Source organism: Micromonospora sp. CPCC 205546, from assembly GCF_036902715.1.
In the GTDB taxonomy this organism is placed as follows: Bacteria; Actinomycetota; Actinomycetes; order Mycobacteriales; family Micromonosporaceae; genus Micromonospora.
Genome location: NZ_JBAKHL010000015.1, coordinates 73517 through 86974 on the forward strand (window position 1 = coordinate 73517; position 13458 = coordinate 86974).

At 66.9% G+C, this 13458-nt stretch carries 14 protein-coding genes; 4 read left to right on the forward strand and 10 right to left on the reverse strand.

Translation table 11 applies throughout. The features are described from left to right. Positions 1-162: 162 nt before the first annotated feature. Both V6U77_RS10590 and V6U77_RS10595 read right to left on the reverse strand, forming a co-directional pair. A complete protein-coding gene (locus tag V6U77_RS10590; protein ID WP_334606084.1) occupies positions 163-1173 on the reverse strand; it encodes a hypothetical protein in 1011 nt (336 codons plus the stop codon). A gap of 56 nt (positions 1174-1229) precedes the next feature. Continuing rightward, positions 1230-1580 carry a PadR family transcriptional regulator gene (locus tag V6U77_RS10595; protein WP_334606085.1) on the reverse strand — a complete coding sequence of 117 codons (351 nt, stop codon included), beginning with the start codon at positions 1578-1580 and terminating at the stop codon, positions 1230-1232. Positions 1581-1788: 208 nt separating this feature from the next. On the opposite strand from V6U77_RS10595, the gene V6U77_RS10600 reads away from it, so the two are divergent. Continuing rightward, entirely contained in the window at positions 1789-2331 is a 543-nt protein-coding gene (locus tag V6U77_RS10600) for a hypothetical protein (protein ID WP_334606086.1), read from the forward strand. Positions 2332-2501: 170 nt separating this feature from the next. Beyond that, positions 2502-3515 carry an HNH endonuclease gene (locus V6U77_RS10605; protein ID WP_334606087.1) on the forward strand — a complete coding sequence of 338 codons (1014 nt, stop codon included), beginning with the start codon at positions 2502-2504 and terminating at the stop codon, positions 3513-3515. Between the two features lie 137 nt (positions 3516-3652). On the opposite strand, the gene V6U77_RS10610 is transcribed toward V6U77_RS10605, so the two are convergent. The 6 genes from V6U77_RS10610 to V6U77_RS10635 all read right to left on the reverse strand — a co-directional run bounded on the left by V6U77_RS10610 (position 3653) and on the right by V6U77_RS10635 (position 9193). Further along, positions 3653-4087, reverse strand: a complete 435-nt coding sequence (locus tag V6U77_RS10610) for a hypothetical protein (RefSeq protein ID WP_334606088.1) — start codon at positions 4085-4087, stop codon at positions 3653-3655. A 247-nt stretch (positions 4088-4334) separates the two neighbouring features. Next, positions 4335-4847, reverse strand: a complete 513-nt coding sequence (locus V6U77_RS10615; protein WP_334606089.1) for a DUF4913 domain-containing protein — start codon at positions 4845-4847, stop codon at positions 4335-4337. Further along, positions 4844-5911: a hypothetical protein gene (locus V6U77_RS10620; protein ID WP_334606090.1), complete on the reverse strand. Its 1068-nt coding sequence runs from the start codon at positions 5909-5911 to the stop codon at positions 4844-4846. Before V6U77_RS10620 ends, V6U77_RS10615 begins: the two co-directional genes overlap by 4 nt. A gap of 18 nt (positions 5912-5929) precedes the next feature. After that, positions 5930-7372, reverse strand: a complete 1443-nt coding sequence (locus V6U77_RS10625; protein ID WP_334606091.1) for a relaxase/mobilization nuclease domain-containing protein — start codon at positions 7370-7372, stop codon at positions 5930-5932. Next, on the reverse strand, positions 7369-7788 hold the full coding sequence (locus V6U77_RS10630) for a hypothetical protein (RefSeq protein ID WP_334606092.1): 420 nt from the start codon (positions 7786-7788) through the stop codon (positions 7369-7371). The genes V6U77_RS10625 and V6U77_RS10630 overlap by 4 nt, the downstream gene beginning before the upstream one ends. 415 nt (positions 7789-8203) lie before the next feature. Beyond that, the gene (locus V6U77_RS10635) at positions 8204-9193 is read right to left on the reverse strand and encodes a phosphotransferase (protein WP_334606093.1); all 990 of its coding nucleotides are present in this window, start codon (positions 9191-9193) and stop codon (positions 8204-8206) included. A 382-nt stretch (positions 9194-9575) separates the two neighbouring features. On the opposite strand from V6U77_RS10635, the gene V6U77_RS10640 reads away from it, so the two are divergent. Both V6U77_RS10640 and V6U77_RS10645 read left to right on the forward strand, forming a co-directional pair. Further along, positions 9576-9890 (forward strand): hypothetical protein, encoded by a 315-nt coding sequence (locus tag V6U77_RS10640; RefSeq protein ID WP_334606094.1) that lies wholly within the window; start codon positions 9576-9578, stop codon positions 9888-9890. Between the two features lie 100 nt (positions 9891-9990). After that, the gene (locus tag V6U77_RS10645; RefSeq protein WP_334606095.1) at positions 9991-10206 is read left to right on the forward strand and encodes a hypothetical protein; all 216 of its coding nucleotides are present in this window, start codon (positions 9991-9993) and stop codon (positions 10204-10206) included. A gap of 624 nt (positions 10207-10830) precedes the next feature. Here the strand turns inward: V6U77_RS10645 and V6U77_RS10650 are convergent. Together V6U77_RS10650 and V6U77_RS10655 are read right to left on the reverse strand one after the other, a co-directional pair. Continuing rightward, positions 10831-11445, reverse strand: coding sequence for a chloramphenicol phosphotransferase CPT family protein (locus V6U77_RS10650; protein WP_334606096.1), 615 nt, complete (start codon positions 11443-11445; stop codon positions 10831-10833). 819 nt (positions 11446-12264) lie between these two features. Next, complete coding sequence (locus V6U77_RS10655) at positions 12265-13131, reverse strand: hypothetical protein (RefSeq protein WP_334606097.1); 867 nt, start codon at positions 13129-13131, stop codon at positions 12265-12267. Positions 13132-13458 lie beyond the last annotated feature (327 nt).

Here is a 13458-nt window from a genome sequence, read left to right on the forward strand (position 1 = left end):
CGACCGGCGCCGACCGCCTGAATGCCCGCTCATGTCGAGAACAGTGCACCTGATCAAGGCGATGAGGTGCTGCGGTCCACCGTGCGCCCAGACCTTCTATGGGATGGATGGGGTGGAAGGCTGGTGTCGGGCTCGCAGGCTGCGCTTCGGTCGTGCTGTGGACTACGCGGGCGTCGAGGGTGCGCCGCAGGTAGGGCAATGGCGCCGGCCCGTGCCGCGCGAACGGCGGCTCGGCGACCAACGCCCCCGTGTCACAAGGGCGAGCGACACCAGCATCGGTCCAATCGTGACCGCCAGCACCGACGCGACGACCATGGATGACCACTCCGGAATCACGGCCCGGCCAGGGCCGGAGCCGGAGTCGAGCACCGCGCCAAGCGGGTTCACCGCGAGCATCCCGATCGGGGCGAGCAGAATCAGCATCGCCCAAGCACCGCGAAAGTCGCGCCGGGCAGCCAAGCCGAGCGCGATCAGCAGCGTGCCGATCAGCAGCGCGACCGCAGTGGCGGGCAAGGCCGTCATGGTGAGATCGAAGTAGCCGGTCATAAAATCTAGGCTGGGCGCGGTTCCGATGGTGATCGGCAGGACCGCCGCCGCAGCGGCGATCGGCATGAGCCGGACCCACCATTGGCGCTGGCCCGCCGCACCGAGCGCGACGACACCGAGCACGATCTGGGGCAGCAGCACCGCCAGCGGCGGGCGGGGCAATCCGGTCAGCGCCGCGGCCGGCACGATGCCGACAGTCACCAGTACGGCCAGGCCAACCGCCCAGCGCAACCATCGGCTGCTCGCCGCGACATGTACCACGGCGGCGAGCAACCAGGCCCCCCACGCCGCAACAGCGAGTGAGAGAAACGGCCCGACCCGCGAAGACCAGGGCGGTATGGGGGCAAGCACTTCAAAACCGGCCCACCAGGTCGCGAACGCGGTCGCCGTCATCAACGCGAGCAAGCCAGCGAGGCGGAAACCGGGACCGAGTCCCTGCGCGATCCTCAGATGCTGCCGCAGTCCACCGACCGCAAGGTCCGCGACGTCGCTGACTGAGGGTCTCCTGCGTCCGGGCGCCGCCAGGGACAGGTAAGTGTCCACCAGCTCCGAACCGCGCTCACGCCGATAGTCGACCGGATAGAACAGCACCGTCCACCGCGCATAGCGGCGTTCCAGCCCGGTCACGGCAGAGCTGCCTCCATCCTGTTCTCCAGTGCAGTTATGCCAGCTCTCCACCGGGATCATGCGAGTCCACCACTTAGGCGAGGCGACGGCATAGTGGCGCGCAGCCGGGCGGTCGCCGCCTCGACGTTGCGGCGCATGCGTTCGGTCTCAACGGCCAGTACCTCACCACCCGGCTCGGCGAGTCGGTAGTAGCGGCGCAACCGGCCGTCGACGATCTCCTCCCGTTCGACGGCCACCAGGCCAGCGTCGACCAGCCGGTCGAGTGCGCCGTACAGCGTGCCGGGGCGCAGCGAGATACGGCCGTCGGAAAGCCGGGCCACCTCAGCGATCAAGCCATACCCATGCATCGGCTCCCCGGCCAGGGCGGTGAGAATCAGGAACGTGGGTTCGCGCAACGGAGTCTCCACACACGGCAATATAACGGCTGCGAAGGTATACCGAAAGATCGCCATCACAGCCAGCCGCGGGAGCACTCCACGCGGCTGCCACCCCTGGGCTCAGGGACACGCGGTACCGGCGCCGCGCATTGGGCAGGCCGGCATCGAAGCGTAGTTCACCCGGGCCGCCCAGCCAGTGATGTCCGCACATGCCGCTGATCGGCATACGCTCTCAGGCGTGAGCTCTCCCTCGCCCGGTGCCGTCGTGATTGGGGACCGCGATGCCGCCGACCTACGTTGCATGTCCGCGATGCTCGATGCCCATCGACGGTGGGAGGCCGAAACGAACTCGCGTGCCAGCGTGAAGGCGCTGCGTGAGTGGCTGTGGTTCTACTGGCAAGCTCCCCGCCGTCCGCAGCCGCTGGTTCGCAGCAAGTACCCGGCTCCCTTGCCCTGGTCCGAGGCTGCACGTCGCGCGATCATCGCGGACCCCAAATGCCGGCTCGTCATCGAGCACCGCGAGCCTGTCCATCTCGTGATCCGTGACCTACTCGATCATCCGTCTGCCGACATCGGCCAACTTCGCGACGTACTTGACAATCGCCTCGCCTGCTGCGTCATCACGAAGGCTGAGGATGACGCGATCAACGCGGCCGGGTTCGGTATGCGTTTGGTTCCGGGAGCCGAACACGATCCGTGGGCTCGCTACAAGGCCGCCGGAATCGATCCGGACGGATTCGCACCATTTTCGAGCAAATCTTTGCCCGAAGCGGTTGGATAGGCGACTTTCAAGCCGATGAGTCTAGTTCGCGAGGCCGCGTACGGGTCGCTGCCACGGCTGGTTGATCTCATGGCCACGGGCGCGTCGCTGGGCCGTTTTACCGAGGGTGCTGTCAACTGAGACCCGCTAGGATCACCGCCGCCGGACAACCTACGGGGAAAGGTGCAGGCATGGCGGCGATCCTCCTAGGTTGGAACCCGCAGCGGTGGGATTGGGCCGATTACGACGAATGGATCGACCAAGTGCGGCGAAAGGGGACGGCACGCGACACATGGAGCGTCGGCCGACGGGTCAACATCACTGCGGGATCTGACGCCTGGTTGCTGGTGCAGGGTAAGCGCCGCGGTCTGATCGGACGTGCCGTCGTCTTGTCCGAGCCGTACGAGGGCCCGCATTTCTCGGATCCCGGTAAGGCCGCTAACTATGTAGACATCGATTGGCTGAGCCTGCTGCCGATCCCGGATCGGATCCCCCCGCCCGTGCTGAACCGGGAGGCCCCGGGTGTGCCGTGGGACCACGTCTACGAATCGGGAAGATCGGTCCCCGCAGAGTCTGAGGTAGTCGTTCACGCATTGTGGGAGCGTTTCGGCCCGCAGCGCGAGGCCCGCGACGCAGGCGAGCTGTCCCCGGGCCTGTTCCCAGAGGGCGCGGTACGGACCATCGTCGTCAATCGTTACGAACGCGATCCACGTGCTCGCGCGGCGTGCGTTGAGCACTGGGGCCTGGCCTGCGTAGCCTGCGGGCTCGACTTTGCGACCGTCTACGGCGAGCTGGGCGAAGGATTCATCCATGTCCACCACCTCACGCCGGTGTCGCAGCTCGGACCCGACTATCAGGTTGACCCAATCGCGGACCTTCGGCCGCTATGCCCCAACTGCCACGCGATGGTCCACACTCAAGACCCGCCGATAGCACCGAATGATCTGGCCGCCAGGATCCGGGCATCCCGGACGAGCGCCGGCCCGAGACGCGCCGTGCCTGGCATGACTTCGCCAGCCTCGACCTGCCCTAACTGTGGTCGACCTGGCGTACCGATCATGTACGGGGAACCTGGCCCGGAAATGATCGCCGCGGCGAAGGAGGAGCGGATCGTGCTCGGTGGGTGCGTGATCGGCGACGGTCAACCAACTTGGACCTGTTCCGAGGGGCACGAGTGGAGCATGGATGAGTCTGCGCGGACGTAGATGATCTTGTTGTTGGCAGACGCGCGGATGAGGCCCCGCCCACGTGAGTCTTTTCTGCCGCCAACCGGGCGTCAGGGTGCGTCACCTGCGTTAGGCAGGTGACGCCCGCTCCAGCCAACGGGCGTGCACCGGAAGCGCTACGCCCACGGTGGGATGTAGCGGCCCACGTACTCAAGAGCACGGGGAAGGGGGTCATGCCAATACTGGTTCGGCATACGGTGGTGGTGCTTCTCGCAGAACTCAGCGAGACTGACCGTGATCTTGACGCGCTCCAGCGGGTAGCCTTCGAACTCTGTGTTGACCGTCAGCAACTGCGGCTCGGGATGCCAGCCCGAGTGGTCGAACGCCCAGCCATCCCAGATCGCGTAGACGTGGAAGACCTGCCGCTCGCCAGCGAAGTGGACGGCCGCTATCTCAATCGATCGGTCCGCATAGGAATCTCGGCAGACCCAGGCGAGGATGTGACACGCCCCGGCAGCGAAGAATGCTTGGTCCGTCCGCTCCCATGCGACGCGCTGGTCCGATCGCTCAATCGGCGTCCGACGAAACGCTCCCGCTGCTCCCGCTGCCATGACACGGACGTTAGTACTGGCTGGCCCGATGCATTCGCTCATGGCGTCGACAGCGCGCGGAGACTACCAGAGCAGCCGAGAACAGCGCGTCGGATGGTTGCGCCAGGCCGCCTCGGGCTAGTAAGCCAACGCCGAGTCTGCTCCGGTGGCTAATTTTCTCGCTGCCGCAGATCGGTTGCTGGCCGTCTGCGCGTCACCGCTGCACTCTTCTGTCGAGCCCGCGGGCGAGGGTCCGTGGATAACCTGCCTACTCGGTATCCCACCAGTCCCACCACTGCTCCGGCGCTTGCTCGAAGGCAGCAACGGTAGGCGCCTTGTGTCGGGCAGCGCTGCCATCAATACCGGGGGCGCAGGAGCGAAATGGCCCGTCGGGGCCGAGCAGCACCGGCAGGTGGTGGTCCAGTTCGCGCAGCCAGCCGAGCATGCCGGTCATCTCCAGCCGGGCGTGTTCCCAGCCGTACCACAAGGCGGTCAGCCGGGTCACGGCTTCGTCGTGGCGCCACCACTGCTCGCACCAGTGCCACCGCACCAGCCCAACCTCGCCGACCGGTCGGGGAAATCCCGGCAGGAGGTAGTCGCGGACCCACTCCTCGACGGTCGCGTACACCGGTGGCTGCCCCTTCCCGTCGCTGGCCGCGCGGTCGGCGACAACCTGCTGAAGTTCGGCGACCTGCCTGGTCAACAGCGCCACCTGGGCTGCGAGGTCCTCTGTCGTCCCGTCCACCTCGCCGGAAGGACTTGAGGTTTCCACGCTGGTCATCGCGTCACCGTCCGGACCCGCTGCGGCACCACGGTCGCCGGTCGCTTGGCAGCCACGAGGGGGTCCACCTTTCCGCCGACGACCAGCGGAGCGAACGTACTGCCAAGGCGGCGCTGCTGGGCCGCGGCTTCGTCGTGGCTGGCCGATCCGAAATGCCCCGTGGCCACAACGAGCCCCTCGGTACGCTCGTCGACTGCGGTGCGCGGGTGATCCGGCGTCCCTGCGACGGCGCGGGCCTGCGCCCGATCCTCGTCCGCGCGTGCCAGCAGGTCGCGATCGACGGCATCGGCGACCACCGGCGTCAGTGCGCCTGCCTTGCGGGCCTGACCCACGTACTGGCGTGCCAGTCCGAGGCCGTCCGCCGCTGGCGCCCGGCCGCTGGCGCGCAGGTCACGCTGGAGCCGGTCCAGCGCCTCGGGACTGACGTCGGCGAGCAGCCGGCCGGCTTCAGCGCGTACGGCGGCGTCCAGGTCGTTAAGCGCCGGTCCACCAGCCGGTAACGCCCTGCCGTTCGCGCCGGCCCGCAGCTTCGGGCCCTCGGGGCCACTGTGCGGTCGCGCCGCTCTGCCGCTGGCGCCGGCCCTCGTCGCTTCGCTCTCCCAGACCTCGTGGGCCGCGGCGCGGGCGGCGTCGGGGGCGGACTTTCCAGCCGCCCGCTGCCGGTCGTACGCGGCCCGCCACTGCGGATGCAGCTCACCCAGACGGTCCAGGGCGAGCCCCGCGAGCTTCTGCGCGACGGGGTCGCCAGCGGCGGCGTGCACCGTCGCGATACGCCAAACCTCGGCCACCTCGGTGAGGGTGGCGTCCTTCAGCCACGCGCCGTCGACCCGGCGGGCGAGTCGCTCCCGATCGGCGCGGACGGAATCGCTGAGCCGATCGGCGGCGCGGCTGGCCGCCTCGGCGGCCCGCTCCCGGCCGGCCACGCGTTCCTCCTCGGCGGCCCTGCGCTGGATGCCCACCGCAGCGAAGCGGGCGACGGCCTCGCTGAGGGTGGAAACGACGCCGAAGAATTGCATCGCCTTCTGTCTGGCCTCGTCGACCGGGTCATCGTGCTGCGGTTGCATGATGCTGGGCTCCTTCCGTTACCGGGCCCGCATCGCGCGGCGGGCACTGTCCACTGTCGGGCTGGGTGTTGCCGCCACCGTGAGCGGCGTCGTTACCGGCCGCTGCCCGCCAGCGGCGATGGCCCGGAGTTGCCGGGCTGCATCCCGGGCGGCCTGCGCCTGGTGCAGTCGCTGCTGAGCGGTGCGGAGGTGCTCCAGCGCGTCGGCAAGCCGGGCCATGTCGAGCACGAGCGCCATCGCGGCGACCGAGTCCTCGTCTCCGGCGATGCGGCCCATGAGCGCTACCAGCCGCGACATCGCTCGTAGCTCGTACGACAGGGACGTCGTGCGCGCGGTTCGTGCGCGCATGTCGCGTGCGGCGCGGTCGAACACCTCTGCCGCTCGGTGTAACGGCCCACGCAGGCTGCCTTCCCTCGCGTACGCCAGGCTCGTGAGTACGTCGGCTGCGGCGGTAGCGGCGGCCTGGGCGGCCGCGGGATCCTCGCGCGCGCTGCGGCGGATCTCTTCCGCCGCCGCCTGGGTGACGCCGGCGGCGTCGCGTAGAGCTTGGGCGCGGGCTGTGACCCGACCTCCCGACGGTGGGGCGGCGGCCGGCGGCGGGTCGCCCCACCGGCGGCGCAGCTTCGGCAGGGTCAGATCGGGGGCGAGTCGCCCGCCGGAGAACCACACCGGTTGCCCGTCACCAGTGTGCGCGCCAGGCAGTGCGACGGCGTAGCCGGTGATCTCATCGGCGTTGACGGTGCTGCGACGCACTCTGATCAGCACCCCTGCCTCCCCCAGCCGGTCGAGGAACTCCAGCTCGGTGCCTGCGGCGGCGACGGCGGTGCGGACCCGCCGTCGCAACTCGTCGCGAGGGGTGTCGCTCCAACCCTTGCGGCGGGCCTTGTTGACCTCCACCGGGTGGGGCCTCCGGTGAGCGGTGCGGTCGGCCGGGGGTACCTGCCTGCACAGGCCGTAGCGGCGGGCGACGTTGTAGGTGGCCTTCACGCACTTGGGGTAGTCGTTGCGGGCCCAGTTTGTGCGGCCGTCTTCACGCACGAGGGTGGCGATGATGTGGACGTGGTCGTCGTTGTGCCGCACCACCACCCACCGCAGGCCCGGGTCGTCCGCTTCCGTGGCGAGTCCCGCTTCGGTGAGCATCTCCCGGGCCATGCGCCCCCAGATGCCGTCGGTAAGCACCCGATCGCGGTCCTCCGGCGCCAGGCGCATCGAGCAATGCCACACAGGTTTCGCCGGCGCACGGATCCCCGCGCGCACAGGCTCCTCCAGGAGAGCGGTCAACCTCCGGAAGTCCCGCTTACCCGAGGCGGTGATCTCCGGCTCCAGATCGGCCAGGTCCCCGGCACCGTCCCACGCCGCGACCAACCGCGGGTCGACGTGCTCCTCCTGCTTCCCCGGCCCGTAGAGGTAACGCAGCAGCCCACCGACGCGGCAGCCGCGACGGTGGACGCGCGCGATCACCGCAGCCGCCGGTCGATCAGTGCCGTCACCTGGTCGAGGCGGGCGACGGCATGCACGCACAACTGCACCGCCTCGACGGCCCAGCCGGGCAGCTCCCCGGTCGAGTTCGTGGCCGCAGCAGCCTGATTGACGTTGGAGCCGAACATGTTCACTGCGCGGCGAGCAGCGAACAGTTCTCGCTGCAACTCCCGCAAGTCACCGGTGAGGCCCGTGGCCGGCTCTTCTGCGCGCGCTGCGCCGACCACCACCTGCGCCGCGTATCCCGCTGGCGTGAGACCGGCTCGCCGGGCCGCCTCAACGACCAGCGCGCTCTCCTCGTCCGAGAGCCGAGGATAAATCCGGTGGGAGCGACCGGGGCTGAGGTGCTCCCGGTGCCGAGCCTGACCAGAAGCGCTGGCACTGCCATCGGTGCTCACGGCATCGAGCCTTGCGGCTGACCGTTAACGCCCCTGTGATCGGAACCGTTACCGGCGCTGGCCAGCGGCCGGACCTTGGGACCCGGGCGACCTCATGGCTGCAGCATCGGGCGGCGATAGCCGCGTGGACGACGCGGTCGACGACAGAGGCGGGCGGGGAAGGCGGATCCGGCGTGCTGGTTGGCGTTCGGGGTGTAGGCACCGAACAGGCCGAGGGTGAGTTGGCGTGGCTGCCGCAGCGCGTGCATGACTTTCCCGCCACACGAGGGCGTAGCGCAGGCAGTTGTTGCAGGGCCCCGCGTGCTGGCAGCCGGGCCTTGTCGGCTCGCGCCCCATAGCTCCAGGCCAATGATCAGGGCGTTGACCAGCGGCTCGCAAAGTAGTTCCGGACGGTGCGAGATGCGATCGTCCGCAACTACTTTGCGGTTTCCTGGCTCAGCTGACTAAAGGCCGACGGTCCCCACCCGGTCGGGTCGTCGCCAGGCGGCACCATCGCCAGGGCCCGCCAGAGCAGGAGGATGTTCAACCAGCCCACCTCGGCCGGGGTCAGCGGACGCACGGACTGGTAGCCGGTAAGGAATTCTGCGCGAACTTCGGCCGACACTGGCCCCCAGTTGTGGTAGCGGGTGCCAAGCAGGACCGCCGCGCGGGCTAGCTCGACGATTCGGTGATCATGCTGGGCCTCCTCAAAGTCGAGGATCGCGACGACCTCGCTGCGGGCCCACAAGATGTTGGCGGAGCGGATATCGAAATGGACGAGTTGGCGAGGAAGCCGGTCGGGCGGTGCGCTGGTGACCAGCCCGCGCAGCGTGTCACGAGCGGCCATCGGCAGATGGTCGGCGCGGGAGTCGAGCCAGTCGGTGACCCGGGCCGTCAACGGCTTGAACGAAACGGCGGGGGCGAGAAGGTGATCGGCGTCCGGGTATGCGGCCAGCGCGTCCTGCAATTGCGCGAGTATGAGTCCGGCCGCCCGCACCTGGCTGAGATCAGCGGTGTCGAGGAGGTCGCCCACGATCTCGCGCTGCAGGCCCATCGAGACACGGTCGACCTCGACCTGGAGGCGGCCTTCTCGTGCGGGAACCGGCGGCGAAACCGGTAGCCCTCGACCGTCGAGCCAGCTCGTGAGACGCGCCGTCTCCATCAAACGCGGAAAACGCTCGGGCACTACCGACCATTTCGCGAGCAGTCGGCCAGACGGCGTGCCGACCCAAGCTATCGCGTTGCCACCGCTCATGACGATTCGCTCACAGGAGTCGATGCGAACGCCCCAATGCTCCTTCAGCATCGCGGCGACCCAGCGGCCGGCCGACTCTGAATCGCCGAAGCCGAACCGCTCGTCGAGCGCGTGGCGAGGGTCGTGCGGCTCCCACAGCATCTCCAACATCGGCGCCTGCGATTCGATCATGCGTCGTATCCCATCACAGGACCGGCGGATGCCGCTCGCCCGGCGCCGTCAGATGACCACTCGAATAACCATCCAGGTGGCGGGCAGCGCGGGCGGCATACGCGTGCCAGTAGATGCCGATCTTCCATCGTCCCGGGCGGGCAGAGTCGGAATCATCCCCGGCGCGCGGTGTCGATGGTGATGCCGGCGCGATCGCGGGTGCCGTCGGTTCTAAAAGAAGTCGTCCTCCTCAATCATCCACTTCCGCCAGAGTTGCTCGGCAACGGCGAAGGAACGGCCGCGAGGACTGCATCGGATAAAACCCGCCACGGTCGGAGCAAGATATGGCCACTGGCCGCCAATCTCGACCGGGCGCGGTCGAGGACACCCGGCGGGGTGGTGGTTGGCCCACGCGGAGCTGGACGCGGTACGCGCCATCAAGCGCAGCGGCGAGGTCGAGGAAACCGTCGAGCCGTCCGTCGCTGGCACCGGGGACGCACAGCCGATACGCGAGGTGCGGGTCGAGCCGTTCCTGATCGCCCGGCACCCGCTGACAGTGGCGCAGGTCCGGTATTGGCTGCCCGAGCACGAGGAGCCGTACGCCGAGGCGGACACGTGCACGGCGCGGCTCGAAGACGACCTGCTCAAGCTGTTGCCGTTCCGGCTGCTCAGCGAGGCGCAGTGGGATACGAGGCTCGGGCCGGCACCACCACGCTGACCTTCCGCGGTGACGGGAACCCGGCGAGGACTATCTGCTCGACGACTTTGGCGACGAGACGCGGACGGCCGCCGGGGAGAACCCGTTCGGGCTGGCGGCGGTGGGATCGGCGAACGAGCTCTACGCCGACGTGTGGATCCGCGGGTTGGCAGACGCACGGCCATGGACCGGTGACGGGTCCCGGACCGTACGTAGCGGAGCCGCCAACGTCTACCCATGGCAGGGCTGCGACGAGTGGCTGCTGCTCTCCGCCACCCGGTACGAGCACGCCCAGTTCACGACGGTTCGCCCGGTCGCACCGCTGCCACTCGGTTGAAAGCCGTCTCAACACGGATCCGGGGCGCTCAAGGATCAGTTCTTCCTGTTCACCGCCGCCCGCAGGCTCCGTGGCGTCGACGGGCAGCGCTGAGGGTTGATCGTGCCACGACAGCAGCGCTGGCTGACCGGCTCCTCGCTGTCCCTATGGCAGAGGCTGCGCGGCCATGATTAGCGAGTCGGTGCCGTGGCGGCGGTCGCGATGCCGACAAGCCGAGGTCGAGCCAATGACCGACCGCCATTGATGGGCGTCCCGGTTGGCATCGGCAGCATCCCGTCTTTACCCGTTCGAGGCGCTACCCTCGACGCATCAGCGCCACTTCGACCCGTTCCGCCCGGCGGTATCTAGCCCGGCCGGGCCGATCCGCCGTGGTCGTAGACGATCTTGCCGCCCTGCACGGACCGACCAGCGGTGTCGTGGAGCTGCCACACCGGCTGCTCTGGCGGCAAGACCGCAGCGTCAACCTGGACCAGGAGTGGGCGCGCAACGCCCTGTACGAGGTCGTGCTGACACGCTTGGCGAGCGCAGCACACGGTCTAGGAAGTGCGGGCACAGGCGGAAGCCGCTATATCTCAGCCCGCGCAGCCAGCTCATGAGGTAGATGCCGAGCGCTTCCGCAGTCGGTCAGGCGAGGCGTTGGAATGCCGATGGTGGTGGACCCATTGCAAGGCGGTGGGCGATGCGATCAGCGCACTCCTCTGGGCTAAGCACCGACGTATCAACCTCAAGGTCATAGATACCCGGTCTGTGGACTGCCTCGTGCCACAGGTCCACCGGGTTCTGTACCGCGCCGCCCTGGCTATAGCCGACGCCGCCCCAGGTTGAGCGGCGGCGTTGCAGGGCAACCTCGACCGGGCAACGCACGCCCACAAACAGCACTGGCAGGCCCTGAAGTTGTCGAGCGCACGTCGAGAGAATCTGCCGCGGAACCGAGTAGGAGTCGTGGTGCCCAACGTCGACAACGACGTTGATCCCGAGGCGGCTGTGCGCCGCAATCGCCTCATACATGGCGCGATACAAAGTCACGATAAGTGGCTCAAGGTCGGGACGCTCACCGCCCGGTCGCAGCCCGATTCCGGGCTGAAACTGTGCCGGGGTCGTCTGCTTGAAGTGGTCGACCCCTAGGTTCATCCAGACGCCTTCGAACGTGTCCTGGATCGCGACAACGATGCTGGACTTCCCAGAGCGCGGTGGGCCATTGAGAATCACGATCTGGCCCGATTCTTCGAGCTGCGCCATTTAGCTCCTTTCAGGGAGACGGATCTACTTGGAGCTCGACCAGGTGGCCATGGCCACCCCCTAGCGCGTCAGCTTGCGGCAACACTAGCGACAAGCGGATCTCCTCGTCGGGCAGTCGCCAGAGCGTCCAGCCTCCTCCGGACGGGGACAAGGTGGAGCGCCTACCGGACGAGCCACCTTGGCCCCGTCCGGGAGGCTGGTAGCCCTTGTGGTGCCCGGCGGGGTCATCCGCGCTTGACCAGCGGTCAAGGAGCGCTACCAGACGGCACACTTGACCGAAGTGGTCCCCAAGAACGCAAGAAGGCCGACTCGATTACTCGAATCAGCCTTCTGACTTGTGATAACACCTTGTCGGGACGGCCGGATTCGAACCGACGACCCCTTGACCCCCAGGACGATTTGGTAAGCGTTCCCGCACGTCACACACGCTATGCCCATGATCAAGCCGTGCTCCCAACGGCGCACCGCTCAGCATCGAGCACCGCGTGTGGTCCCTGGCTGGTCCCCAGATATCGGTGCAGGCGGCGACCGCAGCCACACGGTTTAGGAATTCTCGGCTCTGCCGTTCAGGCGGCCCTGCCACTTGCGGTTGCCACTGGGTAGGCACCTCGGCCCCCGTCAGACCTTGACCGTCGTTGTCCGTCCGCTACCGCAGGATCGGGAACGCAACGGGCACGGTCCCGCCGCCGTCCTGACGTCTCGCTTACAAGTTCTTGCATCGCGTCCGCACACGACCCGGAGCGGCTGCCATGCTCGGGGCTTCGTGCATGGCAGCGCTCGCCAGGGGTCCTGCCGTCCGGCGTCATTGCTGTAGTGCAGTCAATCTGACACTTGCTCTCTGGGCCGGGTGTCAGCTGAATTCTCCCACTGCCTGAGAAGCACGAACCATTCTTGCAGAATCTGCGAAGGAATCACCTGACGCGCTGGGTTGAAGACTTCAACCGTAGCCATCACGGCCATCACTAAAATCAACAAGATGATAATCGACAGACCGAGCGCGGTGTATAAATCAAATTGTCCCACATCGTTTACTTTCCGGGCAAATTCAGCCTGCCCTTTAAGGCTTGATAGATCGTACTTTGCTATGTCAACCATCCGCCCCTTGCGCAATGGATTCAAGCTGGAGAAATCAGAGATGAGTCCTGCCAGAACCCCCCCTACGGCGCCGACATACGCTACAAACCGTATAGCCCCGCGCATGCCAGTGAAGTGGTAATTGATTAATCGACGAATCCATCGCTTTTCGCCAAGCCTGACCAGTGAACTCGTCGACAGGTTCGCCGATCCCCTATCTACAATAGTTGCGCCTCGGACGGTACCCGCAAGACGAGCAGGCCTTGTTCCCTGATGAATAACTTCCAGAACGCAGCCGTCGTCCGCGTCGAGGAAATCGAAGCTAAGTGAGACTGTGGTGTGCTCCCCCGCTGTAACTCGCGCCGAAATACCTGTCTGCTCGCGACTGCGGGTAAGCAGTCGCACCTGAAGGGCCCTGTCGTCACTGGGAAGTACGATCCTGAGAGGATCATTTGGCAGAACGTCTGTTCGGCTTATCACGTCGCCCTTATGGTTCCAGATAGCGAAGCACGTTCTACTAATTCCGCCAATTGGATGCCCGTCGTGAGTTACAGCGACGCCCTCGGCCAGATATCCATCCTCTGCACCAATCAATTGATCGAAGTCCGTCACGAATCGCAACTCTGGACGCTGACGATTCCGCCTACCGACCCGTATGCCAATAATCAGGGTAATAACGCTGATCACCGCGCCGACGATAATCCCAGCGTAATCTCCCGAATTCAAATCGCGCCCTTCCTGAAAGTGCTTTGCACGCGAGAATCCTCCGCGACGCATGAAGAAGCAAGCTCCTAGGCGGAAAGAAAAGTGCCGTAGAGCAAACCACCATGCTCTACTTGCTTAGGAAGCCGGTGGAGCTAACTGTCGGAAGGATGACAGTTGATCGCTAGGCGAAGGGCTCAACCCATCCCGTCTGCCATCGACCCGCCCTCCGGGGAG